General features: G+C 44.7%; 20 protein-coding genes and 3 tRNA genes. 18 read left to right on the top strand and 5 right to left on the bottom strand.

The genetic code is table 11. The annotated features are described in order from the left end of the window. Positions 1-84: 84 nt before the first annotated feature. Positions 85-158, bottom strand: a tRNA-Leu gene (locus QP420_RS04975). Positions 159-308: 150 nt separating this feature from the next. On the opposite strand from QP420_RS04975, the gene QP420_RS04970 reads away from it, so the two are divergent. From QP420_RS04970 to QP420_RS04945, 6 genes are all read left to right on the top strand, one after another. After that, positions 309-381, top strand: a tRNA-Arg gene (locus QP420_RS04970). A 68-nt stretch (positions 382-449) separates the two neighbouring features. Further along, positions 450-1,859: a bifunctional UDP-N-acetylglucosamine diphosphorylase/glucosamine-1-phosphate N-acetyltransferase GlmU gene (gene glmU, locus QP420_RS04965; RefSeq protein ID WP_481616724.1), complete on the top strand. Its 1,410-nt coding sequence runs from the start codon at positions 450-452 to the stop codon at positions 1,857-1,859. A gap of 53 nt (positions 1,860-1,912) precedes the next feature. Continuing rightward, a complete protein-coding gene (locus tag QP420_RS04960) occupies positions 1,913-2,284 on the top strand; it encodes an RsfS/YbeB/iojap family protein (RefSeq protein ID WP_415695573.1) in 372 nt (123 codons plus the stop codon). Between the two features lie 41 nt (positions 2,285-2,325). Continuing rightward, positions 2,326-3,147, top strand: coding sequence for a histidine phosphatase family protein (locus QP420_RS04955; RefSeq protein WP_481616723.1), 822 nt, complete (start codon positions 2,326-2,328; stop codon positions 3,145-3,147). A 180-nt stretch (positions 3,148-3,327) separates the two neighbouring features. Continuing rightward, positions 3,328-3,849 carry a LytTR family DNA-binding domain-containing protein gene (locus tag QP420_RS04950; protein WP_481616722.1) on the top strand — a complete coding sequence of 174 codons (522 nt, stop codon included), beginning with the start codon at positions 3,328-3,330 and terminating at the stop codon, positions 3,847-3,849. Positions 3,850-3,932: 83 nt separating this feature from the next. After that, a complete protein-coding gene (locus QP420_RS04945; RefSeq protein ID WP_481616721.1) occupies positions 3,933-4,382 on the top strand; it encodes a DUF3021 family protein in 450 nt (149 codons plus the stop codon). A gap of 139 nt (positions 4,383-4,521) precedes the next feature. Here the strand turns inward: QP420_RS04945 and QP420_RS04940 are convergent, their stop codons facing one another. Continuing rightward, positions 4,522-4,926 carry a pyridoxamine 5'-phosphate oxidase family protein gene (locus QP420_RS04940; RefSeq protein WP_481616720.1) on the bottom strand — a complete coding sequence of 135 codons (405 nt, stop codon included), beginning with the start codon at positions 4,924-4,926 and terminating at the stop codon, positions 4,522-4,524. Between the two features lie 754 nt (positions 4,927-5,680). Between QP420_RS04940 and QP420_RS04935 the strand changes: the two genes are divergently transcribed. The 5 genes from QP420_RS04935 (at position 5,681) to QP420_RS04915 (ending at position 10,403) form a co-directional block, all read left to right on the top strand. Then, positions 5,681-6,676, top strand: coding sequence for a DMT family transporter (locus QP420_RS04935; protein ID WP_060787212.1), 996 nt, complete (start codon positions 5,681-5,683; stop codon positions 6,674-6,676). A gap of 77 nt (positions 6,677-6,753) precedes the next feature. Then, positions 6,754-7,923, top strand: coding sequence for a hypothetical protein (locus QP420_RS04930; protein WP_481616719.1), 1,170 nt, complete (start codon positions 6,754-6,756; stop codon positions 7,921-7,923). A 79-nt stretch (positions 7,924-8,002) separates the two neighbouring features. After that, positions 8,003-8,075 (top strand) — tRNA-Ala (locus QP420_RS04925). A 155-nt stretch (positions 8,076-8,230) separates the two neighbouring features. Further along, positions 8,231-9,490 (top strand): Na+/H+ antiporter NhaA, encoded by a 1,260-nt coding sequence (locus QP420_RS04920; protein ID WP_481616718.1) that lies wholly within the window; start codon positions 8,231-8,233, stop codon positions 9,488-9,490. An 85-nt stretch (positions 9,491-9,575) separates the two neighbouring features. Then, the gene (locus QP420_RS04915) at positions 9,576-10,403 is read left to right on the top strand and encodes an LOG family protein (protein WP_060787215.1); all 828 of its coding nucleotides are present in this window, start codon (positions 9,576-9,578) and stop codon (positions 10,401-10,403) included. A 55-nt stretch (positions 10,404-10,458) separates the two neighbouring features. On the opposite strand, the gene QP420_RS04910 is transcribed toward QP420_RS04915, so the two are convergent. Next, the gene (locus QP420_RS04910; protein ID WP_481616757.1) at positions 10,459-11,637 is read right to left on the bottom strand and encodes a succinate dehydrogenase/fumarate reductase iron-sulfur subunit; all 1,179 of its coding nucleotides are present in this window, start codon (positions 11,635-11,637) and stop codon (positions 10,459-10,461) included. 125 nt (positions 11,638-11,762) lie between these two features. Between QP420_RS04910 and QP420_RS04905 the strand changes: the two genes are divergently transcribed. The 6 genes from QP420_RS04905 to era all read left to right on the top strand — a co-directional run bounded on the left by QP420_RS04905 (position 11,763) and on the right by era (position 17,609). After that, positions 11,763-12,560 (top strand): 16S rRNA (uracil(1498)-N(3))-methyltransferase, encoded by a 798-nt coding sequence (locus tag QP420_RS04905; RefSeq protein WP_415689591.1) that lies wholly within the window; start codon positions 11,763-11,765, stop codon positions 12,558-12,560. A 135-nt stretch (positions 12,561-12,695) separates the two neighbouring features. Then, positions 12,696-13,064: a histidine triad nucleotide-binding protein gene (locus QP420_RS04900; RefSeq protein WP_004122874.1), complete on the top strand. Its 369-nt coding sequence runs from the start codon at positions 12,696-12,698 to the stop codon at positions 13,062-13,064. Between the two features lie 3 nt (positions 13,065-13,067). Continuing rightward, positions 13,068-14,408 carry a PhoH family protein gene (locus QP420_RS04895; RefSeq protein WP_481616717.1) on the top strand — a complete coding sequence of 447 codons (1,341 nt, stop codon included), beginning with the start codon at positions 13,068-13,070 and terminating at the stop codon, positions 14,406-14,408. 2 nt (positions 14,409-14,410) lie between these two features. Further along, the gene (gene ybeY, locus QP420_RS04890; RefSeq protein WP_004130585.1) at positions 14,411-14,938 is read left to right on the top strand and encodes an rRNA maturation RNase YbeY; all 528 of its coding nucleotides are present in this window, start codon (positions 14,411-14,413) and stop codon (positions 14,936-14,938) included. Further along, the gene (locus QP420_RS04885; RefSeq protein WP_481616756.1) at positions 14,928-16,481 is read left to right on the top strand and encodes a hemolysin family protein; all 1,554 of its coding nucleotides are present in this window, start codon (positions 14,928-14,930) and stop codon (positions 16,479-16,481) included. The genes ybeY and QP420_RS04885 overlap by 11 nt, the downstream gene beginning before the upstream one ends. Before the next feature lie 51 nt (positions 16,482-16,532). Beyond that, positions 16,533-17,609 carry a GTPase Era gene (gene era, locus QP420_RS04880; RefSeq protein WP_481616755.1) on the top strand — a complete coding sequence of 359 codons (1,077 nt, stop codon included), beginning with the start codon at positions 16,533-16,535 and terminating at the stop codon, positions 17,607-17,609. A gap of 298 nt (positions 17,610-17,907) precedes the next feature. Here the strand turns inward: era and QP420_RS04875 are convergent, their stop codons facing one another. Together QP420_RS04875 and QP420_RS04870 are read right to left on the bottom strand one after the other, a co-directional pair. Then, a complete protein-coding gene (locus tag QP420_RS04875; RefSeq protein ID WP_481616716.1) occupies positions 17,908-21,840 on the bottom strand; it encodes a hypothetical protein in 3,933 nt (1,310 codons plus the stop codon). A 563-nt stretch (positions 21,841-22,403) separates the two neighbouring features. Then, complete coding sequence (locus QP420_RS04870; protein ID WP_481616715.1) at positions 22,404-24,458, bottom strand: AMP-dependent synthetase/ligase; 2,055 nt, start codon at positions 24,456-24,458, stop codon at positions 22,404-22,406. Positions 24,459-24,874: 416 nt separating this feature from the next. Here QP420_RS04870 and QP420_RS04865 point away from each other — a divergent pair, with 416 nt between their 5' ends. Next, on the top strand, positions 24,875-25,492 hold the full coding sequence (locus tag QP420_RS04865) for a 50S ribosomal protein L25/general stress protein Ctc (RefSeq protein ID WP_060787224.1): 618 nt from the start codon (positions 24,875-24,877) through the stop codon (positions 25,490-25,492). Positions 25,493-25,726: the final 234 nt, after the last annotated feature.

The following is a 25,726-nucleotide window of genomic DNA, read 5'->3' as shown; positions in this document are numbered from 1 at the left end:
TAATTGCAAAATCGGGGGCTGCGCGTGTGCGCGAGATGGAAGATAACAAAAACGCCGCTTAGAATGTAAGCGGCGTTGTGCACGTGCCCCCGGTGAGACTCGAACTCACACTGCACAGATTTTGAGGCTGTTTCCTCTACCAATTGGGATACAGGGGCATCTTAAATTATCCGCGTTTTAACGCGACTTGACGACTATACCACATTTTGTAGAGTAATCAAATATACCGCGTGTTGCGCGATATTAATTTGCAAATTATTTAAGACTGGGTGTGTTGATGTAAGAATTTTGGTATAATTGCAACTTGCGCCTCTGTAGCTCAATGGATAGAGCAACGGCCTTCTAATCCGTTGGTTGCGCGTTCGAATCGCGTCGGGGGCACTTTTGCTTTGCTCTTGTGTTGTGTTGAAAAATCTTTCGGCACGTATTATGCAAAATAAGGAGCGCATGTGGAAAATCATAATGTAGCCGCAGCAATAATTCTGGCAGCAGGTGATGGGACGCGCATGCGTTCAGCAACGCCGAAAGTATTGCACAAGTTTGCTGGAAAAACGTTCTTAAATCGCGTAATGGACGCAATGGCGGGCATAAATCCAGGGGAGCTTGCCGTTGTAGTTCATGCTCAAGCGCAACGGGTGTCGCAAGCAGCGCAAAGCTACAACAACGCTGTGCGGATTGTAAATCAAGACGATAAGCCTGGAACTGGCAGGGCTGTGCAGTGCGCAATGCAAGATCTTAACGAAGCTTCAAAGCAGCAATATGGTAGTGCGCTTAAAGGTTCTGTGGTAATTGCTGCAAGCGATATGCCACTTTTAGATACGCAAACATTGCAATCGTTAATCGAGTTTCACAATAATCAGGGAAACGCGGCAACTGTTTTAACTGCTGTTTTAGACGACGCAACTGGCTATGGGCGAATTGTGCGCGGAGAAAATGGCGATGTTCTGCGAATTGTTGAGCACAAAGACGCTAATGCAGAAGAGCTTGCGATTAAGGAAGTAAATACGTCGGTATACGTGTTCGATGCAAAAGTACTTAGCGATGCTATAGAAAACCTTGATTCCAAGAATGCTCAAGGCGAGTTCTACTTAACAGATGCGCTAGAGCACGCTCGCGCAATGGGGCGTGTTGGAGCAATGGCGGCCGCAGACCCGCTGAGCGTGGAAGGCGTAAATACTCGCGTTCAATTAGCTGCGCTTGCAAAAGCATATAACAAGCGCGTTTGCGAAAAGTGGATGCTTGAAGGCGTGACTATTTTAGATCCAGATACTACATGGATTGAAGACGATGTTGTTTTACAAGAAGATGTTACGGTTCTTCCAGGCTGCTTCTTGCAAGGGCACACAACTGTTAAAAGCGGTGCGGTTGTAGGGCCGTACACTACGCTTATTGATGCTCAAGTAGATGAAGATGCGGTTGTGGAGCGCTCGCGTGTGCAAGAATCGCATATTTGCCGCGCTGCAAACATTGGTCCGTGGACGTATTTGCGACCAGGAAATGTGCTTGGCGAGGAGAGCAAAGCGGGCGCGTTTGTGGAAATGAAGAAAGCGCATATTGGAAACGGCACTAAGGTTCCGCATCTAAGTTATATGGGCGACGCTGATTTGGGTGAGCACACGAATATTGGCGGTGGCACGATTACAGCAAACTACGACGGAGTGCATAAGAATCACACGACTATTGGCTCTAACGCGCATGTTGGCGCAGGAAACCTGTTTGTAGCTCCCGTTACTGTTGGAGATGGAGTTACAACGGGTGCAGGATCTGTTGTTCGCCACGATGTTCCAGCGGATTCCATGGTGTATTCGGAAAATACGCAGCATGTTGTAGAGGGCTGGAAGCCAGCTTGGGAGCGTTAGTTCGATAGTTCGCTAGTTCGTTAGTTCGTTAGTTCGATAGTTAAGGAGAAACAATGGCAGTTTCAGAAAAATCTTTTAACTCGGTTAGGATTGCTGTGGCTGCAGCCTATAGGTTAAAAGCCACTAATATCCAAGCTTTTGACGTTAGCAATATGCTTCGTAAAGACATTATGCTTGTTATTATCGTACCTAACGAGGATCAAGTATCGGCTGTTAGTGATGAAATTGAAAAATACTTGTATGTTAAGGAGAACAAGCGCAAGCCAATACCTGAAGAAACCTCTAAGTTATCGCAATGGTTTTCGCTTGATTATGGTGATTTTGTAGTTTATGTCGTATGTGAAGATGCTATTCCAGTATATCGTCTTGATAATTTATGGAATGGTCTTCCTTGTATAGATTTGCGACTTCCGCGGCATGCTTAATCATCTGAAAAATAAAGTAAATTGAAAGGTAGCGCAAGATAATGGTGGATTTTGTTGAAAGCGCAACGCAGATTGCACATAATGCCAATAAAAACAGCGCTCACGAGGGCATTGCGCGTTCTGTAATGCTTGTTCGCCATGGCCAGACGCCTTATAATGCGCAATTTAGACTTCAAGGAATGATTGATATTGCTTTAGATGAGTCTGGAATAGACCAGGTGACTCGATCTGGCAAGGCTTTGCGCGTGCTTTTTGGAGCTTCTGATTTGGAAGATCCAAAGGATCCAAATAGCCAGGAGCATGTGCGCATTACGCCAGAAGAGGCGGACGCGAGTTTTGTGGCGATTGTTTCGCCGCTTATTCGAGCTCAGCAAACGGCTCACGCTTTTGCAGATAAGATTGGTCTTAATGTGCATGTTGAAGATGGCGTGCGCGAGCGCTTCTTTGGCGAGTGGGAAGGCCTTAATCGCCAGCAAATTAGCGAAAAATGGCCTGAAGATTTTAAGTCATGGGTTGACGGCAAAGGCGGAGAGCTTAATCACGGTGCAGAAACAAAGCAAGAAGTTGGCGAGCGTGCGGCGAGAGCTGTAGAAGATTGGGCGCGCAAAACTGGCTCCGACCGCGATCTACTAGTATTTTCGCACGGCTCTTGCCTATCTCAAACTGTTCATAAGCTTCTTGGATTAGACAAGGTAGACCCTTCTTACACGGAGATTGGCGGAATGGGGAATGGTCGCTGGGCGCGCCTAATTCCAAGTCTCAATGCGGATGGCTCAATTCATTGGCGTTTGGATGCTTACGACCAAGGTCCCGCGGCAGATCCTACAAGCCAGCGTCTTATTCGCATTTGGGGAGCCGCATAAAAGCTGCGTAATCTCTCCTTTTTACCGCTTATATTTCAAAAACTACCGTTTAGCGATTTTGTAAAGACAGACTATTTACAGTGCCGTATAGTCAAAATTACAAAACAAAAAGCTAGCAACGCTAAGAAAAGTTAGCAATAGCTAGCAAACGCTAACGGTAGTATACGGAAGGGAGGCTTGATGAAAGTAACAATTGCTATTGTGCCGCCAGAAGAAGAGCAGCACGCTCAATTGTCGGTTCACAATATTGACGATAATCTTAAACGCATTATAGCCAATTTGCAAAGCGTTGATTCTAAAGATGCAAAAGCAAGCGGCGCCGAAAATAATACTGTAAATGCTGTAAATAATGCTGTAAATGCGGCAAATAGCAACAATAATTCATTCATATATGGTTATATTAACGATTCGATTATTGTTATGCACGAGCCAGATGTGATTATGATTTGCGTAGAAAATTCGCGCGTAATCATTCATAGCGATAAAGGCGAGTGCGTTTCTTACAAGCGCCTGATGGATTTTGACAATCCGCAATTTGCGTCGTTTGTGCGCATATCTAAATCCGCAATCGTGAACTTGAATCGCATTGTTCGAGTCGACCCAGGATTTGGCGGAAGTATGAGCGTAAAAATGGACGACGGAAGCGTTGAGTGGATTAGTCGCAGATGCTTAGCTGGGTTCAAAAAGCGCTTAGGAATGTAATTTTAAGCGTATTTTTAATACTAAATTTTTAATACTAAATTTTTAATACTAATTTTTTAATACTTAAAAAGGAAATGATTATTATGGAAAAGCAAGTTACAACTTTAGGCAAAACAATGGCAAAAAACATTGTTAAAGGCATTGGCATAGGGTGCACTATTTTTACTGTAATCAGTTTTGTATCTAGCCTGTTAGCGCATAGCGCGGTTGGAAACAGAATTGCATCTTATGCTGTAGCAGCGTTTGTTATAGGCATAAGCTATGGAGTGTTCGCTATTTTTTGGTCGAATGATCGCATGTCAAACCTTGCAAAGTTTGTGTTTGCGCTGGTGCCGCCAATTGCTATTCAATTTATTGTATCGGTGATTGTTGGGTGGATTTCATTCAAAGATGAGCCAGCTGTGATTTGCGGATGGATTGCGTTCACTGTTATTTTCCCGATTGCTATTGCTGCAATAATTTATTACTTCGAGAAGAAGAAAGCGGAAGAAATGAACGCTAGGTTGCGCGAATTGCGTAAAGAAAGCAAGTAAAAATTATAAAGTAAAAAATTGAGTGGTGTTCATCTTCGCCATTGAGGACGAACGCCACTCGCTATTTTAAAACGTATAGCCGAATGGTCATAATTCATTCGGCGTTTTGTTAGTTTTTTGCAAAAAATTAGTATTTTGATTAATCTTTAGCAATCGTCTTTCCAGCGTTAGCTCCAGAAGTCAAATCCTGAATCTCAGTAATCTCCATAACAGGAACGGCCGCTGGCTTTTTTGTACCCTTTTCTTCTGCAACGCGAACCTGCTCGTTGTAAATCGCGTCATCTGTGTGAAGGGTAACAGTTCCGCGGAAGCGATAGCCCTTCTTTTCTGCCAAATTTGCAAAAGCAACAACCAACTGGCTGCCATCTTGCAAGTTCTTAAAATGCTGACCTGCAGTGCGCTCGTGGTAAGCAAGGTGATTATCGTCAAGCACAAACATCGACATCTTTGGGCCAAGATCAAGCTCGCCATCTTTGCTAATCGTTGCAATCCAAGCCAAATTGTTCTCAATAAAAGTCTTCATATCTTCGCTAAGAGTTGCCATGTTGAGTCCTTTCTTCAACTGATTATTGTGCAATCGAGCAATCATACGATTATGATTCAATCACTTTTAAGATTACGCGCAATCATGCATATAAAGGGTTAAAAATCGATGCGTTTTTGCAAAAATGCGTAAACTTGTGACATAAATCACCAATTGAACAAAGTTGGGAGTCTTGTAGCGCGATTCTCCTATTTGTTGTTGCGCGAGGTTTGAGTATTTCTCTCCTCGCAAGTCCCGTCGCTACGCTCCTCTTTTATTGCTCGTAGAGAAATACATCAAACCTTCTGGATATCTAGAACTTTTGCGTGGCTTTCATCGCCGAGATTCTCGATTTTTCTTGCTACTTCAGCGAATCACCACCTTCGGCGCTGAGGTTCGCTTCATCCGCTGCGAAAAATCTCGAATCTCTACTTCACTTGGCGTAACCACGCGCGAACGATTTTCCTGCTTTTGTTTATTTTTGCCCGCGTTTGTTGTCGTGTTTGGTGTTTTGGTAAACAAGCGCGGGCAAAAATAAACAAGCGCGCGCTCCGACCTGCCTTCGAGCTTAAATCATGAATCGTAAATCTTAAGGCAATAGCGCACTGTCAAGTGCTAATTTCGTAATAAAGTCGGAAATTTTACGAAGGAACGCCGATGGGTTGTACTTTTCTTGTATTTGTGTCTATTCTATAAAGATTATAAGGCAATTTAGCTAACTTAAAGAAAAATTTAATGTTATAGACTCGTGATTTGAAGGAATGGGGGGAGTGACATGAGTGAAATAAATAACGCTGTTCAACCAAGGCAGAACAATCGATTTACTGTAAATATTGCGCGAATCATGTTGCTCTTATGCGCCGCAATTTGGGGAGGAAGCTACGTTTCGTCTAAATACGCTCTAGAGGTATTCTCGCCGCAGTGGCTTATGGGAGTTCGCATGCTTGGAGCGTGCATAATAATGGGCGTAGTCTTCTTTAAAACAATCCGCAAGAATTTTACTAAAAAGCTAATAATTCCTTCGCTTTTAACGGGCGTTACATACTACGCATCTTTAGTTACGCAAACAGAAGGATTAAGGTGGATAGACCCAGGAAGAAGCGCTTTTCTTACAGCTGCCTACTGCGTTATAGCACCATTTTCCGCGTGGATGATTATTAAAAAGAAGCCAACACTTTTAGGGATTATTGCGGCTCTAACATGCGTTGTGGGTGTTGGATTTGTTGCATTAAAGCCAGGCTTGCTCGTTCTTACGCTTTCTCACGGAGATGTTTTAACTCTTATTTGCGCGGCTGTTTTTGCGTTTAACTTAACATACTTGGCGTATTACTCTAGGCAGTACAATCCCGTTGCTTTAACTTTTGGCCAGTTTTGTGTTTCTGGAGTTCTATTTTTGTGCGGAGCTGCAATAAGTGAGCCTTTGCCTAACTTTAGCGCAGAAGATAATTGGATTACGTTTATAAACATGTTCTATCTTATAGTGATAGTGACTGTTGTTGCTCAGGTTATTCAAAACTACACGCTGATTTATCTTTCCACAGCTAACGCTTCTGTGATTATGTGCACAGAATGCTTGTTTACATTGCTATTTTCTAGCATTCTTTACAATGAGCAAGTAACAAGCATGGCTTTTGTTGGATTTACATTGATTTTTGCTGCGATTCTTCTTGCAAGTTTGGCAGAGCACATTGAGCTTATAAAAGCAAGGAAAAAGCAAGACGCTTATAAATCTAAGGCAAAAGTGGCATCTGCGCCAGCAACTACAATCTAAGTAGTAGTCAATTTGAATACTAATCAGTGAATGTTGTTTGGTGAATAGTAGTATATAACAATTTTTAAGGTGTGCTTGTGAAGAACTTCTTTAAGGGAATATCATTTACGCAAGTGTTAGCTGGCTCTCTTGCGGCTGTGACGGCGTTTTTGCTTTCGTCAAAAATTGGTATTGCTGGGTCTGTTATTGGTGTTGCGATAGGTTCGATTGTCTCTGCTGTAGCATCACAGCTTTATCAAAATGTTATTCACGCATCTTCTAAAAAGATACAGTCTTCTTCTGCACTAAAGTCAAGTTCAAGCCGCTATGAAGAAGATGACACTAAAGTGGTGAATAATGCGCGTTTTATTGCATTAGAGGATGATATGCCTAAAGAATACGAAGTTTACAACAATATGGGCGATTCAAGCAAAGAAAAACAAGCTAGAAGAGTTGTTGCAATGGCTTCTAATGCAAATGTTGCTGGCGATTCTTCAAGCTCACAAAACGCAAAATCGGTAGAGTCGCAAGCGCTTAGTGCCGAAAGCACGAGTGTTATGGAATTGTCTTCCTTAAGAAAACTGAAGGAAGAAGATAATTCGCTTTCGGAAGGGAACCCAGACTCACTTCTTACTCTTAACGATGCTAAACGTGCATTAGGCGGCGGCAGTGATTATGCATATAGCGAAGCTAAGCATAAGAGACTTACGATTGTTATTGCCATTTTGAGCGCGATTGCGGCCGTTCTTCTTACTTCTGGCATTGTGCTGCTATTTACTCAAGGAAGGGGCACAGATAATTTAGTGCCTTCTGGCCAAAACACCGAACAGAATAATGGCCAGAATTCGGGCAATAATACGCATCAAAATGGCCAGAATAATGGCGTTCAAAATCAAGATAAAAACTCGCAAGATGAGCAAAAAAACTCGCAAGATGCGGATGATGAAAAAGATAGTAAAGATGGCAAAGACAGCAAAGACGGCGAAGATTCTTCGAGCAAGAATTCTAGCGAAAAGCAAGATAAAAAGACTCGAGAAGGATCTTCCTCTTCTTTAGACGCAAATGGGCTTGGGGCAGATTCTGGAAATCAAGGCTCGGGAGATTCTGGAGCTTCTGGTGCGGATTCTGGATTGCGCGGAGCTAAAGGCGATTCTTCGTCTTCTGGCGATTCTTCGCAGTCCTCGTCTTCTTCGCCTAACGGAGCGAGTGGCGGATCGGCTGCGCAGCAGGGCGAATCTGGCTCGCAGCAATCTGGCAGCGGCGAATAGTATACGACACGCCGAGTTTGGTTGGCAGCAAAATCTGTTGTATTCTATCAAAGGTTCGTTTGAGCTGTACAACTAAAACGGGGCTATGGCGCAGCTGGTAGCGCATCTCCATGGCATGGAGGGGGTCGGGGGTTCGAATCCCCCTAGCTCCACAATTTAAAACGTCACTTCTAATCGGAGTGGCGTTTTTGTTATATTTCGATACGTATCTTATATACTTGTAAGTCCTAGTGCATATAACGTATTTTGCACAAGCATTCTAGACTTAAAACTTACTATACTTAAAACTTAGAGGAGATAATTCCGCATGGTAAAGCGCGCGTGGAAAGTGGCATGCAAAATAGCCAATAATGAGCGTACGTCTGGCTTAATTATGCTCGGATTTGCTTTAGCTGGATTAATGCTTGCAAATTTGCCATTTGCGTCGCCTATTTTTGAAGCTGTTTCTCACACGCAAATCGGAATTCCATACACCAACATTCACATGTCGATTAGCCACTGGGTTCAAGACGGCGTGCTAACTATTTTCTTCCTCACAGTTGGTTTAGATTTAAAACACGAGCTTATTGCAGGATCCCTTAGAGACCCGCGCGCTGCAGCAATGCCAATGATTTGCGCGCTTGGTGGCATGATTGTTCCGCCGATTCTTTTTGTTGGAACTGTTACAATATTCTCGGAGCTTCACGCTGGTCAAGAGATTATGCGACTTACTTCTGGAGCGCTTCCATCTTTAGAAATGGTTCGCGACGGTTGGGCTATTCCTACGGCAACAGATATAGCATTCTCTCTGGCTGTTCTTGCGCTTTTTGCTAAGACGCTTCCTAAATCATTGCGCGCATTTTTAATGACTCTGGCTACAGTCGACGACCTTCTTGGAATCGCGTTAATTGCACTATTCTTCTCTTCGCTTAACGCATGGTATTGGTTTGTGGGCGTTGTTTTATGCGGATTAGTGTGGACTATGCTTGTGCGATTAAAGCGCGTTCCTTGGCCTATTGTGGCGCTTGTTGGCGTGCTTGCGTGGGTTATGATGTATCAAGCTGGCGTTCACCCAACTCTTGCAGGTGTAATGGTTGGTTTGCTAACTCCTGCACATCTTGTTCACGGCGAAAAGTCGCTTAGAGCCGAAAGGTATCGCCAGAAAATTCAGCCTTTGTCTTCTTTGTTTGCTCTGCCAGTTTTTGCGCTTTTTGCAACTGGAGTTCATTTTGAAACGCTGACTTGGGAACTGTTTTTGTCTCCAATACTGATTGCGATTACGATTGCGCTAGTTATTGGAAAGCCACTTGGAATTATGATTACAGCTTGGCTTGCTAAGAAAGTTATTGGCTTGCGCGTCCCAGACGATTTGCGCGTTCGCGACCTTTTGCCTACGGCTTGTGCGTGTGGAATTGGCTTTACTGTGTCTTTGTTAATCGCTTCGCTTGCCTACAGCGACGCGGATCTTTCGGGAGAAGCACGATTCGGCGTGCTAGTGGCGTCTATTGTGGCCGCTGCTGTTTCGGGATTCTTGCTTGCAAAGCAATCGAATCATATGGAAGAAGAATTAGACGATATTGAAGAGTGATTAAGAGTGATAGAGTGATTAAGTCTGTTTTTAATTGCGATTAGAAGATGACTAGAAAGTTCTAGAAGGTTTTAGAGGGTGACTTATGGTTTCTAAAAATAATTTAGATAAATCTGATAAATCTTGCGACTTGCGCTCGCAAAACACCGAACAGAATTCACCTTGGAAAGACACTTATTACAGCGGTGCCGTAATGATGCGCGGGCCAATGATCCCTAAGGAAAGCACAACGGAAACGCTGTTGCAACACGATTTGCCTAATAGTGATTCGCATAATAATTACGCGTGGCAAGGCCTTGACCCTTGGCGAGTTCTTAGAATACAAGCCGAGTTTATAGATGGCTTCGATGCTTTAGCAAAACTTGGATTAGCTGTTAGTGTGTTTGGCTCTGCTCGCATAAAGCCCGATGAGCCAGAATACAATAGCGCTCGCATAATGGGCAAAGAGCTTGTAAACCGCGGTTTTGCAGTGATAACGGGCGGCGGGCCTGGAATTATGGAAGCGGCAAATCGCGGAGCGGCAGAAGCTGGTGGAACAAGCGTGGGGCTAGGAATCGAATTGCCTCATGAGCAGGGTCTAAATCAGTGGGTAAATCTTGGCATGCGATTCCGCTACTTTTTTGTTCGCAAAACAATGTTCTTAAAATATTCTTCGGGAATTATTGTGTGCCCAGGCGGATTTGGCACAATGGACGAGCTTTTTGAGTCTCTTACGCTTGTTCAAACTCATAAGGTTTCTAAAATTCCTGTTGTGCTTTTTGGCAGCGAATATTGGAAAGGCCTTATTGATTGGATTGGAACTACGGTTAAAGAAAGAGGACTTATATCGTCTTTTGATCCTAGTTTGCTTGCGATTACAGACGACCCTATAGAAGCTGTGAGAATTGCAACTGGAGACAAGTTTATTAATTAGTCTTAGCTTAAGTTTTATCTTAAGTTTTATCTTAAGTCTTAGCTTAAGTCTTAGCTTATTCTTGCTTATTTTGGCTTATTTTTCGCTCATTTATAAGCGTTGTAAGCTGCCAAATCTCTTCTCCAACGTCGATTCCTCGCGGACACTGCCTGGAGCATGCGCGCACGGATTGGCATGCGCTTATGCCGTCGCTAGAATCCGCCAAGTCTAATCTTCGATTAGTGGCGTTATCTCTGGAATCGTTAATAAATCGCGCTGCGTTTATAAGCGCTGCAGGCCCAATAAATGCTTCTCCGCCCGCATAAACTGGGCAAATTCCTTCGCACACTCCGCACATTATGCAATTGCTTAAAAGCTCAAACTTTGCAAGCTGCTCTGGGTGCTGCAAAAACTCAATAATCGCAAGCTTTCCGCTGCTGTTTCTTGTTGGAACATTTTGCGATTGCAAATATGGCTCAAGTCTTTTAAGCTGTGCAATCATTGGGGAAAGGTCGCAAATAAGGTCTCTTTGAACAGCAAAGCCTGAAAGTGGCGCAATCTCAATAATGCCAAAGCTTCCATTTTGGATTAGTGAAGATATTTCTTTAGATTGTGACTGAAGATTGTGATTTTCTGCGGTTGCGGCTGATGTTGCGGAAGCTTGCGATTTTACGCTACCAGTTCTTCTAAAACCGCTTGATCGAACCCCTTGATTTTGCGTATTTTGCCTAGCGTTTTGGGCGATTGTAGCTGTGCAAAGCAAAGTGGGTATGCCGTTTACGTTTGCAGCATCCGATCCGCAAACGCCGTGGCCGCAAGAGTATCTAAATGCCAAAGTGGGGTCTAGTGTGCGCTTAATTTTAAGCAAGCAGTCTAAAATCGTGTCGTTTTTGCGCGCGCGAATTGTATAATCCTGAACCCAATGTTTTCCGCTTAGTGCTTTAGCTGGTGAATCGCCAGAATCTTGCGCCTGGAATGGGCTGCTTTTGCGCTTTTTTGCAAAAGGGCTTTCCCTGTGCCTTCTAACTAAACCAGGGGAGTTGGTGGAGGGGCTTGATGTTGAATCGGTGGCTGAAGCAGTGGCTGGGCCAGTGGTTGAATCGCAAGCAACCGAAGAGTCGAGAGCTGTCGAAGAATCGCAAGAATCGTCATTTGGCGTAAAACGAGATACGCGAAAAGTCACAAAAGCTTCATCGCTTGTAGAGGAATCTTGATTATTAAAATGCGCAAAGTTGCAGTTAAAATCGTCAACCATTTGCGCATACCTCCAATACATACCATTCTAGTTTGCCACAATACTTGCACAGAATTACTTGCACAATTACATAAGTAGTCATAAGCAGCAAAAATGTTGGCTGCGCCTAACGTTAGGCTTAAATTATGACAGATGCTTTGTTTTTGCTGGATACAAATAAAGACGATGCGCCCGTTCTTGCAAATGGGATTGAAGAGGGGTGGACTCTTAGCTTGCCTCAACACGTTAAAAGGCATGCAATAAGCGCAATGCGACTTTCGGATGGCGATTCGCTAGACCTTTCGGACGGCAAAGGAGTGCGAATTCACGCAACGATTACAGACAGTGAAAACGGCTTAGTTAGAGTAGATTCGTTTATAAAAGAGCCTGCTCCAACAACCAGATTGGCGCTGATTCAGGCGCTGGCAAAAACGGGTCACGATGAGCAAGCAATAGACATGGCTACGCAAATCGGAGTAGACGAAGTAATTCCTTGGTGTGCAGATAGGTCGATTGCAAAATGGAAGCCAGGGCGCACAGATAAGCGATGGAATCAGGTGCTTGAGTCCGCTACGGAGCAATCGCGTAGAGCGTGGATGCCAGAGCTTTTAGAGCCAGTTACAAGCAAGCAGATTCTAGCGATTTGTAGGCGTGCATGTGTTTATGGAAGTCTTGTAGTTGTTTTGCATCAAGACGCAACGGATTCTTTTAGTCAAATCGAAAATTACGTAAACGACTTAACGGAAAAATGCTTAAAAGATGGCAAAACGCGCACTGTTTACGTAATTGTGGGGCCAGAAGGCGGAATTAGCGAAGAAGAAGTGCAAAGTTTTATAGACGCTGGCGCCAAAAGTTGCGTTTTAGGAAGCAATATTTTACGCGCGTCTACAGCAGGGCCAGTATGCTTATCGCTGCTTTCTAGAGTGCTTGGCAGGTACGAGTAGCAAGCAATTTTGCAAGCAATTTTGCAAGCAATTTTGCAAGCTTTGTGCGTGTTTTGTGTAAAATAGTAAATGGTGTTCGGTAATAAGAATTGCAATAAGAATTGCAGTAAGAATTATTGAAAAGTGGGCAAAATAATGGATAAAGCATGCAAAACATACAAAACTGACGACGATTGCATTTTTTGCAAGATAATTGATGGGCAAATCCCAAGCAGCAAAGTGTATGAAGATGACTCGGTAGTGGCTTTTAAAGACATTAATCCGCAAGCCAAGGTGCATGTTTTGATTGTTCCGCGCAATCATTACAAGAATGTTGCAGATCTTGCTCAAAATGATTCTGCCGTTTTGGCTCATATTGCATGCGTTGCGCAAAAAATTGCAAACGACTTTTATAATGGCGATTATCGCCTTGTTTTCAACACTGGTTTGGGAGCTGGCCAAACCGTGTTCCATGTTCACGCTCATGTTTTAACAGGCGAAAAACTTGAAGAAGGTAGTTTATAAATCGTGGCAAATAGTACAACGCGTATTGTTCAAATTCCAAGCGAATTAAGCCCAGTTGCTGTTTTGGGAGCAGCAGATTCAAACTTAATAGAGTTGGAGAAGGCTTTTCCAAGCGTAGATATTTCCGTTCATGCAGATTGTGTGAAAATTGTATCTAGAAGCGCAAGAAGTGAGAAAGATGCCTGCAAAGCCGAACACGCGTTGCGCAAAATAGTTGATTGCGCTTACGAAGCTCCTGTTGATTCTTATGCTGTAAGACGCATGTTAGAAAGAGATGTGCTTAAAGGTAACGAGCATAATGTGCGAATCGATAGGATTGGGCACAATGGCGGAGTTTTAGGCGGAGTGTTTAGTGGATTAAAGTCTTTTGATGCTGGTGCTGGAGATGGTTCTGGCTTTGGTTCTGGCTTTGGTTCTGGCTTTGGTTCTGGCTTTGGTTCTGGTTCAATCGAAAGTGATTTTGCGCGAGATTCTGCCGATTTAATGCCATCTAGTGAAGATACTAAAAGGCGCGCAATGAGCAGAAAAGCGCGAATGGCTAAAGGCGTAATAACGTTTGCAGGCGGAAAACCTGTTCGCGCAAAAACAGCGGGTCAAACGGCTTATGTGCAAGCAATGGAATCAAATACTATAACGTTTGGAATTGGGCCTGCTGGTACTGGAAAAACGTATTTGGCGGTTGCTAAGGCGGTTAGAGCTTTAAAAGATGGTCGCGTGCGAAGAATAGTGTTGACGCGCCCTGCTGTAGAAGCTGGGGAAAATCTTGGATTCTTGCCTGGAACGCTAAACGACAAAGTGGATCCATATTTAAGGCCGCTTTACGACGCGCTTTCCGACATGTTGGGCGCGCCGCAACTTAAGAGGTATATGGACGAAAACGTTGTGGAAGTGGCTCCGCTTGCTTACATGAGAGGTCGCACGCTTAATGACGCTTTTGTTATTTTAGACGAAGCGCAAAATGCCACTGTTCAGCAGCTTAAGATGTTTTTGACGCGTCTTGGTTTTAACACCACAATGGTAATTACGGGAGATAGAACGCAAGTTGATTTAGCGGTTCCAAAGTCTGGCTTAGCTTCGATTGAGAACGTGCTAAAAGACGTTAAGAGTATTGCGTTTGTTCACTTAAATGCTAAAGACGTTGTTAGGGCCGAGCTTGTTGGGAGAATCGTAGAAGCGTACGAAGCGTGGGAAAAGCGCGAGGCTGATTTTAGGCGCGAGAAGGCTGATGCAAGGCGTGAGGCTAGCGGTGCGCGTGGAAAGTCGCCAGCAACCGCAGAATCGCAAGAAACCGCAGAATCGCCAGCAACCGCAGAATCGCAAAATCTTGAGAGGAATATCAAGTAATCATGAGTGTTGAAGTGATGAACGAAACCGTTTGGCAAATCGACCCAAAAATATTCTCCGACCTTGGAATGTGGGTTTTGCAACAAATGCGAGTAAGCGTTCAATCCGATTTGTCGATTACTTTTGTGGACCCAGAGCCAATCGCTAGTCTTCACGAAAAATGGATGAACTTAGAAGGCCCTACAGACGTTATGAGTTTTCCAATGGACGAGCTGACGCCTGGAAGCGATGACAAAGTTAGCGAAGGAATGCTTGGAGACCTTGTGATTTGCCCGTGGGTGGCGGCTCAGCAGGCGGCTGCGGCGGGGCATAGCACAATGGAAGAGATGCTATTGCTTACGATTCACGGAATGTTGCATTTGCTTGGCTACGATCACACTACGCCTCAAGAAGAAAAGCAAATGTTTGGCTTGCAAAGGCAGCTTTTGCTAACGTTCTTTGCGGCTAGATCTGGCGAGCTTTACGACGCCACTTTGCCAGCGGGCGCTGTAAATGAGCTGGAAGAATACGAGAAAAATCATGCTAAATAACATTACAATTCCGCCGATTCCTGATTTGCCTGCGCATATGTGGGCTTGTTTGGCTGCGATTGCAATAGTCGCAGTTTTGCTTGTGTGGCTTTCGCTTGCTATGGCAGCTGCGGAAGGGGCGGTGCCAAGAGTCACAAGGTCTAGTCTTAATAACCTTATGATTGAAGAGCAAACGAACGATAGCGAAAGTCAAGTTGTTCGCTTGAGGAAGCTTGCTAGAATTCGCAGAGCAAAGAGGCTTATAGCAGATAGGTACGCAACGAGTGGGGCGTGCGCGTTTGTGCGAATTGTGTGTAACGTGCTGGACGGCGTGGCTTTTGCGGCAATCGCTGCGGCTCTTGGGGCGTCTCTTTGGCTAACGCTATTAATCGGGCTAATAGTGGCAATGATTGTTGCAATTGTTTCTATTCTTGTGCGGCCAAGGTCGGTGGGCGCGGCTCAGCCAGTTTTTAAGCTAATGCGCTTGTCTAGAATAGTTTCGATTGCTGTTTTTATGAATCCTTTTGCAAAAATCACAAGCCAGGGGGATTTGCAAAGTCAAAGCCAAAATCATAAGAAAAATGCTGCTCTTTCCGACGACGAAGAGCTAGAAAATATTCAGTTAGACCAGGCTAAGGCGAGTATTGATAGGCTGGTGGAGGCAAATGATTTTGACCCAGAAGTTTCGGAGATGATGCGCAATGTGCTTACGCTTTCCGACACTTTGACGCGAGAAATCATGGTGCCGCGAACCGATATGATTTGCGTTAAAAACGATGAAACGCTGGAAAATTTCCTAAAATTATGTTCGAGATCTGGATTTTCTCGCGTGCCTATAATCGGTGAGTCGGTTGACGATTTGGAAGGAATCGCGTATTTAAAGGATGCTGTGCGTGCAACCGTGTTTAATCCAGCGGCATCTTCGCGCGCGGTTTCTACGATTAGCAGAAGCCCAATGCTTGTTCCAGAGTCCAAGCCAGTGGATGATTTGTTCCACGAAATGCAGCGAATCCGCCAGCACGTTGCCGTTGTTGTAGATGAATATGGCGGGATTGCAGGGCTTGTGACGATTGAAGACGCGATTGAGCAAATTGTTGGAGAGCTGGAAGACGAGCACGACCGCACTCAGCACGCGGATCCGCAAGAGGTGAGTGAGGGTGTGTGGCAAATGCCTGCGCGCACGCCGATTGCCGATTTGGAAGATATTTTTGAAGTTCATATAGACGAAGATGATGTGGACACTGTGTTTGGGTTGCTTACAAAGTTGCTTGGAAGTGTGCCGATTGTTGGGTCTAGCGCGGTGACTCGCGGGCTTAAGCTGACTGCGGTTGATTCTGCTGGGCGGCGCAAGAAAGTTTCCACGATTCAAGTTGTGCGAGATATTCAGGGTCTTAAAGAAGAAGATAGCGTTGGGAAGAGCGGCGTAAAGGGCGATTCCAAGGGTGACTCAAAGAGTGACGGCGTAAAGAATGATGCCAAGAGTGACTCAAAGAGTGACGGCGAGAATAGCGGAAAAGACAAAGCTGTAGCCAGTGAATCATCGCAAGCAAACGGCGATAAATAGCCTTCCGCGGTTTTTATCTTAGTGGCATTTGCGCAGAACAGTATGGAAGATATTAATAATATGAAAGACAATAACGATATGGACGATATGGACGATATGGACGATATGGACGATATGGACGACGAAATGTTTGCTAATTTGGATCCTTCCCTAAAAGCGAGCGTAGAAGAGCCTGATTTTAACGGCTATAAATCGGGATTTGTTGCGGTAGTAGGCAGACCAAACGTTGGAAAATCAACGCTTATGAATGCGCTAATTGGAACGCAAATCGCAATCGCGTCTTCTCGCCCAGAAACAACGCGCAAGGCGATTCGCGGAATCTTAACAACTCCAAATGCGCAAATGGTGTTAGTTGATACGCCAGGAATTCACAGGCCGCGCACTCTGCTGGGTCAGCGCTTGAATGACATTGTGGACGAGTCGCTTGCAGATGTGGATGCGATTGCTTTCTTGCTTCCAGCAGATCAGGAGATTGGGCCTGGAGATCGCAGAATTCTAAGCCGACTTCGCTCCGACTTTGCCAAAAAAGATGCGGCTGAAAACTGGGTGTGGAAGGTTCCGCTTATTGGAATCGTCACTAAAATTGATACGCTAAGCCGAGATGAGTTGGTGTCTCATTTGATTGAGATTCAACAGTTTGCCGATTTTACGGATATTGTGCCAGTTAGCGCGCTGGAACGCGACAATGTTGACGAAGTTAAGAAGGTTTTGATTGACAATCTTCCAGAAGGTCCGAAGATGTATCCAGACGATCAGCTTAGCGAGGAGAGTCCTTCGAGCATGATTGCGGAGCTGATTCGTGGGGCTTTTCTTGAGGAGCTTGACGACGAGTTGCCGCATTCGCTGGCGGTTGTTGTAGATAGCATTGAGCGACCAGGCGAGGGCGATGGCGTCGATGCGCAATATGGCGATAATAAAGTGCATGTGATTGTGTCGGTGTATGTTGAGCGCGATTCGCAAAAGCCGATTATTATTGGTCGCGGCGCGGAGCATCTTGTGCGCGTTAAGAAGCGTTTGCGCACTGCGGTGAATCGCATTACGGGTGCTAAAGCTGTGCTCGATTTGCACGTAAAGGTTGCAAAGGGGTGGCAGAGCGACCCTAAGAAGCTTGAGCGCTTGGGTTTCTAATTCGTCGCGCCTAGACCGCGCGAACGACACGACCTGCCTTCGAGCTTAGAGCGTAGCGCGAGCGATTTTCCCGAGAATGTTGCTTAAAATGGCAAAATTAGCTACAAAATCGGTAAGAATTTCCCGCGTTTGTAGCTCAAATCGGCAAAATTAACAACATTTTCGGGAAAAATTTACCGAGAATGTTGCGCGACACAGCAAAATTAACAACATTTTCGGGAAAATCTGCAACAAAAAACCGCGGCAGACGAGTCAGTTAAGACCAGTCAACCGCGGTTTTTGTTTTATTTAGTTTTGATTACGCACGACGATGGCGAGCAAAGTAAGTGCCGCCTCCGATTGCTGCGATTCCTGCAACAACAGCAGCTAGAGCCGCAACAACCTTAAGCGTAGTGCTGTTGGACGCGCTTTGCGCTGCGCTTTCCTCGCCGCTAGATGCTTGAGCGCTCTTAGACTCATCCTTAGATTCGCTCTTGGAATCATTCTTGGAATCGCTCTTAGACTTGCTCTTTTCGGAATCCTTAGCAGCATTATTAGAGGACTCGCTCTTAGCGTCATCCTTCTTAGCCTCGTCTGCCTTGGCAGCGTTCTTGGCTGCAGCCTTAGCTCCCGCCACTAGTGCGGCTGCGATGCGATTGGCGCTGGATGCGCTAAGAGTGTTAGCGTGCGCTGCGCCTGCAACATTATTCGCCGCAACACCATTAGCATTCTGATCGTTTGCGCCGTTAGCACCGTTTGCACTCTGCGATTGTGCGGCTGGAACAGCAACGTTAAATCCAAGCTGCTCGCCTGCAAACAGATTCTTAGCGTATCCTGCAAGATACTTGCTGTACCAGTTGCTGCTGCTGTAGTCCGAGCTGCCAACGTAGTCGCTGCCAGATGCTTCGCCAGGCTCTTCAACAGACGCAGAGCCAGTATTAGAGCCAGAGCCAGGCGTTATGTCTTCGATGCTTGGAGCAGGAGATGGGGCTGGCTCTGGCGTTGGTGGAACCACTGTGTCTTTTATGTTCTTATTAAGCGCGTCGGCGTTATCGTTCAACGTAGTTGTCAACGTTTCAAGCTGCGTGGTGTAGCTCATCAAATCCGTTTGCATAGTCTGGAATCGCTTAGTTGCAGAAAGGAACTTGGCACTGTATGTTTTCTGAGTCTCTTGAGGCAGCTTCTTGATTATCTCGTTAAACTTAGTTTCAACAGCCTTAACAGTCTCTTGTGCTGCCGTAACCTTAGCTTGTGCGGCTGCAAGAGTGGCTTGAGCAGAGGCAACCTTATCCTTAGCATCTGCAACAGTCTTTTTAGCTGCCTTAACAGCCTCAATCTTTGCCTTTACATCAGCATTAGTTTCTACAACCTTTTTATTTGCCTCATCTGCTCTTTTACTTAAGGCAGAAAGCTCGTTGCTTACTCGTTCTTGCTGATCTTTAGCATTTTCAACAGCCTTTTGCGCATCAGAAACTCTATTATTTGCTTCTGTAATCTTCTTAGTTTCCGCTTCGACTGTTTTCTCTAATTCTGTAATCTTATCAGCTAGCTCATCAGCCTTTTTGTTAGCAGCCTTAAGTGCTTCTTCAGCATTATTCTTGTCGGCTTCTGCATCTTGAACAGCCTGATTGGCAGCAGTTACCTTGCCTTGAGCAACATTAACAGCATCAGTCAAATCGCCCTTAATCGTAGCTTGCTTTGCATCTGCCAATCTATGAGTTTCTTCTGCATTTTTCTTAGCATTCTCAGCATTTTTGTTCAAATCAGTCGCAGCTGCTTGCAACTCTTTAAGTTCTTGCTCAAGTTGCTTCTTTTTGTTCTCTCTAGCATTTTCGTCAAGCTGAGCATTAGCATCTGCCTTCTGCTTTTCTTCTTCATAAAGTTTTTTCGCAGCCTCAGCAGATTCTTCCAGAAGGATTTTGCTTTTATTTGCGTCTTTAAACTCTTCTTGAGCTTGCTCAAATTTGCTAACAGCATCGTCGAATTTTTCTTCGAGGCCTTTAATAGCGGCACGATCCTGCTCGCTCATGGCGTGCTTTGCCTGCAAAACCTTATATCTGGCGTTAAAAATAGCCATATTTGTAAGGTTTGCGTCCGCGTTAAGCTGCTTCAACTTTTCTGCGTTATCTGGTTCCAAGTTATTGTTATTAGGATTAACTTTTTTAACATAAGCATTAAGCAAATCCTTATATTGGCCAACCGTAATCGTCGATTCGTTGCTACCATGCCACATGGCAATATCTTGGTATTTGTTTTTATTGTCATACGAGTTGTCGCCTTCGGCGAAGCCCGCAGCAGTATTTGATTTATCGGCAAAGTTTGTGTAATGGCCAACTGCGCTTATAAACTTACCAGTCAGCGATCCGTCATCGTCGTTTTCAAATAAGATAGTTTTTTTATTGCGAGTAAAATCTGCAAGATCATGTCTATGTTGTTGCAGTATTTCTTTAGCACCCTTTGCGAGTTTATGATTCGCCCATTTGCCGCTGCTAATTGTGTTGTCGTACAAGGTTTTTTCTATTGTGTACCAACCGTCTAGAGCGTTGTGTGAGTCACCAGAGTTGATTTTGCAAGAAAAATGACCTTCGTCTGTTACTTCGCAGTCATCAAACTTCTGTGGATTTCTTGTGCTATCGTGCCCGTCTAACTTGTTGCTCCACGCAACATTTTCCGCAGATCGATTATATGCATGTGTTTTTAAATCTTCTGCTACATTCTCAGGTTCATGAGATACAGCATGACCAATATGCGCGGCGGAGTAGAAGGAGTGTAGAATGCTCTCTGCAATATGCGTTAAGCGCACGCCGACTTCTGGCAAAGAATCATCTGCCTTGCGCAGCTTGTTAAGAGCATCGTAGTATGTTGATGCTTCAATCATATTTTGCAGCGAGTCTGCGCTGCCAACCCTGCCAAGTCCAGGCTTTACTAAGTCGTTGTACCAAGTTGGAGCATAAACTGTGTATTCAGAACGATATTGCTTCACAGTTCCCTCAGGAGTAGTTATAGTTTTAACTAACTCTTTTGGAACCGTATAAGATTCGCCCTTAAGAACTTTTTGAGCGCGCTCAGCGTCTGCAATAAGCTTGGCGTTGCCTGCGTTTTTCTTAGCTTTTTCAGTGTCAATCACATATTGCAAGAACTTGTAGAAGTCAGACTTTTCTTCTACTTTTTTGTTTGAATCTTCTGTATCTGCGGTAAGATCGTATTCGTCACTTTTTTGTTTTGCTGTGCGTTTAGCTTCCTCTACATCGTTTTTTAAATCATAAAAGTCTTTGTTCTTTGACTTAAGCTCATTTTCTGCTTTTGTAAGATTGTCGCTTGCAGAGTTGACTTCCGAATTCTTCTTAGCAGCATTAGTCTTTGCTGAATCTGCTTTTTCTTGCGCTTCTTGAGCTGCTTTTTCTAGATTTTTAACGTTTTCATTTTCGCTAGCAGATTTTGGATTTGTAAGCGCTTCTATCTGGGCTGTAATTTTCTTTTGATTGTTATTGTTGTCTTCAACAAGCTTATCTGCATTTTGTTTAAGTACATCTGCCTGATTGGCCTTTTGCAATAATTCCTGATGCTCCTTTTTTGCATTGCTTAGGGCATCCTTGGCTTGTTGCAGATTTGCATTTTCTTTCTTTTGAGCTTTTTGCTTATCTTTTAAATCTTCATCTGCTTTATCTGCTAGCTCTTTATGCTTTGCAGCGTCACTTTGAGCAGAAGCATTAAGTTCTTCGGCTTTTATTTGTGCATTTGCAGCTTCTTGCCTTGCGTCTAAAGCAGCTTTTTCATTATTTTTTTCTGCTTCTAAGATTTTAGTTTTTGCTGTTACTTCGTCTTTTGCTTTAGATGCCTGCAATTGCTTTTCTTGCAATTCTTTATTTGCTTTAGTTTGATTTTCTTCTGCGAGAGTTTTCTCTTTTTGAGCATCCTCTAACTTAGATTGTGCAGTGCTAGCAACATTGTTGGCGTCGGTCGCAGCTTGATTAGCCTGATTGTATTCGTCTTGAGCTTTTGTAAATTCTGTATTGGCTTCTTTTTCTAGTCTTTCGGCTTCGTCTGCAAGCTTGTTTGCTTCTTTGTTTGCTTCTTCGCTGGTTTTTGGATTGGATTGTGGTTCGGATTGTGGATTTTCTCTGTTAACTACATTGTTAGTTTCTTGAGTTATGTTTGGATTCTGTTCAACAGCGTTGGCCACATTTGCCACACCGAATAATGCCAGTGAACTTGCGCCTAAAGATATAGCGGCTGCGATTTTAGCATTCATAAAACCTCTCCTCATATTTGATAATAGGAAATCGTTAGTTTTCGTGTTTTTGAACAAGATTTTTTAGCAATTGCTTGCCGTTCGTCTTGTTTTGGAAAACATATTTTCTACCGGGGGGGGGTATATAGTTTTCAACGTGATTTTACCAAATACCTATGGATTAAACTGCGAATCGACGATTTCGAGCTGCATAATTTCCCCGTGTTTGTTTACTTTTTCTTGCTTTTGTTTCCAAAATTGACCAAAAAGGGAACAAACGCGGGTAAAAGGGAACAAACGCGGGCGCGACATTTCCTATTTGTTGTTGCGCGAGGTTTGAGTATTTCTCTCCTCGCAAGTCCCGTCGCTACGCTCCTCTTTTATTGCTCGTAGAGAAATACATCAAACCTTCTGGATATCTAGAACTTTTGCGTATCTTTCATCACCGAGATTCTCGATTTTTCTTGCTCTCTCGGCGAGTCACCACCTTCGGCGCTGAGGCTCACCTCGTTCACGGCGAAAAATCTCGAATCTCTACAGTGCTTGGTGCAATCTACGTAATCTTGTAGCGCGCAGAATCGACGCTACTTCTTGCGAATCGTGTACATTTGCGTGTTGAGCAATGCAGAATACTTCTTAATAACGCGAGGGCGAATAATCTTCATAGAAGCCGTCATCAAGCCATTTTCTTGAGTAAACTCTTCTGGCAAAATAATGAACTTTCGCACAGATTCCGCGCGCGATACGCCCTCATTTGCAAGATCCACAAACTTTTGAACTTCCGCACGAACAACCGCGTTATTTGCGGCATCTTCCATGCTCATAGTCTCGTCCAAGCCCTTGGATTTAAGCCAATTGCGCAAAATCTCCTCGTCTAAAGTAACAAGAGCAGATATAAATGGCCTCTTATCTCCAAGAACAAGCGCTTGAGACACAAGATCGCAACGCTTAATCACTTCTTCAATAGGGCCAGGAGCTACATTCTTGCCGCCAGCAGTAATGATTAAGTCCTTCTTGCGACCAGTAATGTAAATCATGCCATCGTCGTCAATTCTGCCCAAATCGCCAGTAGCATACCATCCGTCTTCTGTAAACGAAGTCTCGGTGGCCTCTTCGTTCTTGTGATACTTCTTAAACACGCAAGTACCCTTAATTTGCACTTCGCCATCTTTAGCAATTCGCAAAGTGAAAGCTGGGAAAGCAATGCCAACAGAACCTTCGCGGAATGGAACGCCAATAGGCGTAAACGCGCATGGGGCAGTGGTTTCCGTAAGACCGTAGCCCTCGTAAACTGGCACGCCTGCGCCGCGGAAGAACGAAAGCAGCTCTGGGTCCAGTGGTGCACCTCCAGCAACAATCCAGCGCGCACGCCCACCAAGCGCTTGGCGAATCGGGCGGTAAACCAGCGGATCGTAAGCAGCGCGGCGAGCCTTTGTGAGCGCCTTAGCGTCTCCAGAATCCTGTACTTCCTTCATATATTGCTGAGCCGTAACAACAGCACCCTGGAAAGCAAGTCCCTTAGCGCCGTGACCTGCCTTTTGCGAAGCCGCGTTATACACTTTTTCGAGCACACGCGGAACAACAATCATAACGGTTGGTTTTGCAACTTGAAGGTCGGATATAAGCGTTGTAATGCCTTGCGCAATGTAGATTCTAAGCGTGCTGGCAACAACAATATAGTTGATTGCGCGCGCAAACGAATGAGCCTGAGGCAAGAACAGAAGCACAGATCCATCAGGCTCGCTAAGCAAGTCTGGCAAATAAATCGGCAAGTTTAACGCCGTTGTGCAATAATGCTCATGCGTCATTTCCACGCCTTTTGGCGCAGCCGTAGAGCCAGAAGTGTACACGATTGAGCACAAGTCGGTTTTTTTAACTGAGTCAATGCGCTCGTCTAGCTCTTCATCGCTAACAGCGTATCCAAAAGCCTGAAGTTCCGCCAATCCGCCAGTTTCTATGCAAATAATGCGCTCAAGGCTTGGGCATTCTTCGATTGCGCCGTCCGCCTTTTCCTTCATATCTGTTGTTCCAACAATCAAAAAGCGCGAGTCGGAGTTGTTTACAATGTTGCGAATTTGCTCGGCAGAATCCGTGTCGTAAATCGTAGCAAGCACGCCTCCGCAAGCCATAACCGCAGCGTCGGCAATATCCCACTCGTACGAGGTTTTGCACATTAACGCAACAGCATCGCCCTTGCGCAAACCGTAGTGCATTAAGCCTTTTGCGGCATCTCGCACTTCTTTAAGGAACTGATTTGCTGTTTTTGTAACCCATTCATCGTTTTCTTTGTACGTGTAAAGCGGATCGTCTCCCATTCGAGCGGCCCTATCTGCATACAAGTCGTAGATGCTTGTGCCTTCGTCTAGCGGAGCGCTTCCCTCGGTTTTTGTAGTCAACAAGCCAGTTTGTGGGTCTAAGAACGTTGTGGTTGGCATTTCTGCGCCCCACTCTTCTATGCGAGGCAGACGCGATTTTTGCGCAAGTAGCGTGTTTGCTGCTTCTTGTTTTTCTTCGACTTGCGAGTAGTCTTGGCTTCCCGAGCGATCGTCGCTAACTGGGTGCGCAAAGTTGCTGCCGATTTGCAAGGCCTTGCGAGCAAGGTTGAAAGCCTGCTGCTGGAGTGTGTTTAGCACGGACACGTCTGCTCCTTAATTGCGCTAATCTTGAGTCATAAATTTGTGTTGCAACATGTAATTTGTGTTGCAACTTTAGTCACAACTTTAGTCACAAAATCAGCTTGTTTTTAATCGCACAATTCAATGCGCGCTTACTTCTTTTATATATGATAATAGCTTGTATAGCTCAAGTCACTTTTTGTGTTGTGTTTGTAATTAGGATTTTGCGAATTAGCATTAGTATTTTTGCTGAGTTTGCGCATGTCTAAGTGTTTTTGTAGACTAGACAAGTTGCTTTGGCGAGGGAATAACACTGCGATTGCACCTGCGATTGCCGTGTAAGTTCCGTTATCGACTGGGCTGATGCCAATATGGTTTTCGGCGCGTCGGTGCGCCTGAAGCTGGATTAATCAATCTATCCAGATAATAAGGAGACCGATATGGCTACAAAGATTACACTTGAAGGCAATGTGCGTAATGAGTTCGGTAAGGGCGTTGCTCGCCGTTTGCGCGTTGCAAATTTGATTCCAGCAAGCATTTACGCTGGCGGTGCTGAACCTGTACACGTAACTCTTCCAATGAGGGAGACCACTCTTTCGCTTCGTCACGCAAACGCTTTGTTCACCATTAAGTTTGGCAAGGAATCGCGAATCGCAGTTGTTAAGGATGTTCAGCGCAACCCTGTTAAGCGCATTGTTGAGCACATTGACTTCTACGAAGTTAAGGCTGGCGAAAAGATTGACGTTGAGGTGCCAGTGTTTGTTGAAGGCACTCCAAAGGGTGCTGCTGTTGCATTCGTAGACGTTCAGGAGCTTAAGGTTCGCGCAGACGTTTCCAACTTGCCAGAGCGCTTGGTGGTTAACGTTGACGGCTTAACCGACGGCACCAAGGTATTTGCTAAAGACGTTAAGCTTCCTAAGGGCGTTGTGCTCGACATGGATGGCGAAGAGTCTGTTGTTAGCGTTACCGTTCCAGAAGATGCTGCTCCAGAAGAGCCAGCTGCTGCTCCTGCTGCCGATGCTGCTGCTCCTGCTGCCGAAGCTCCTGCAGCCGAGTAAGGTTTTGCTTAGAATTTTTGCTTAAGATTTTCTAGGATTTTCTAAGCTTTTCTAAGATTTATAAGCCGCGCGTAGTCAAGGTTTTCTTGGCTTGCGCGGCTTTTGTTATTTCTGCACACGCGAATCGACGATTTTCCGCACTTTGTACCAAATTTGACCTAATGATATGTACCCCTTTTTCTGGACAGTTAGTGAAAGGGTTATTTCATGTCAACTGGTAGATATAGTTACGAG

This window comes from Bifidobacterium sp. UMB1197, from assembly GCF_030217745.1.
Classification (GTDB): Bacteria; Actinomycetota; Actinomycetes; order Actinomycetales; family Bifidobacteriaceae; genus Bifidobacterium; species Bifidobacterium vaginale_B.
The sequence above is the reverse complement of the archived record's forward strand: the minus strand, read 5'-3'. Positions and strand labels throughout refer to the sequence as shown.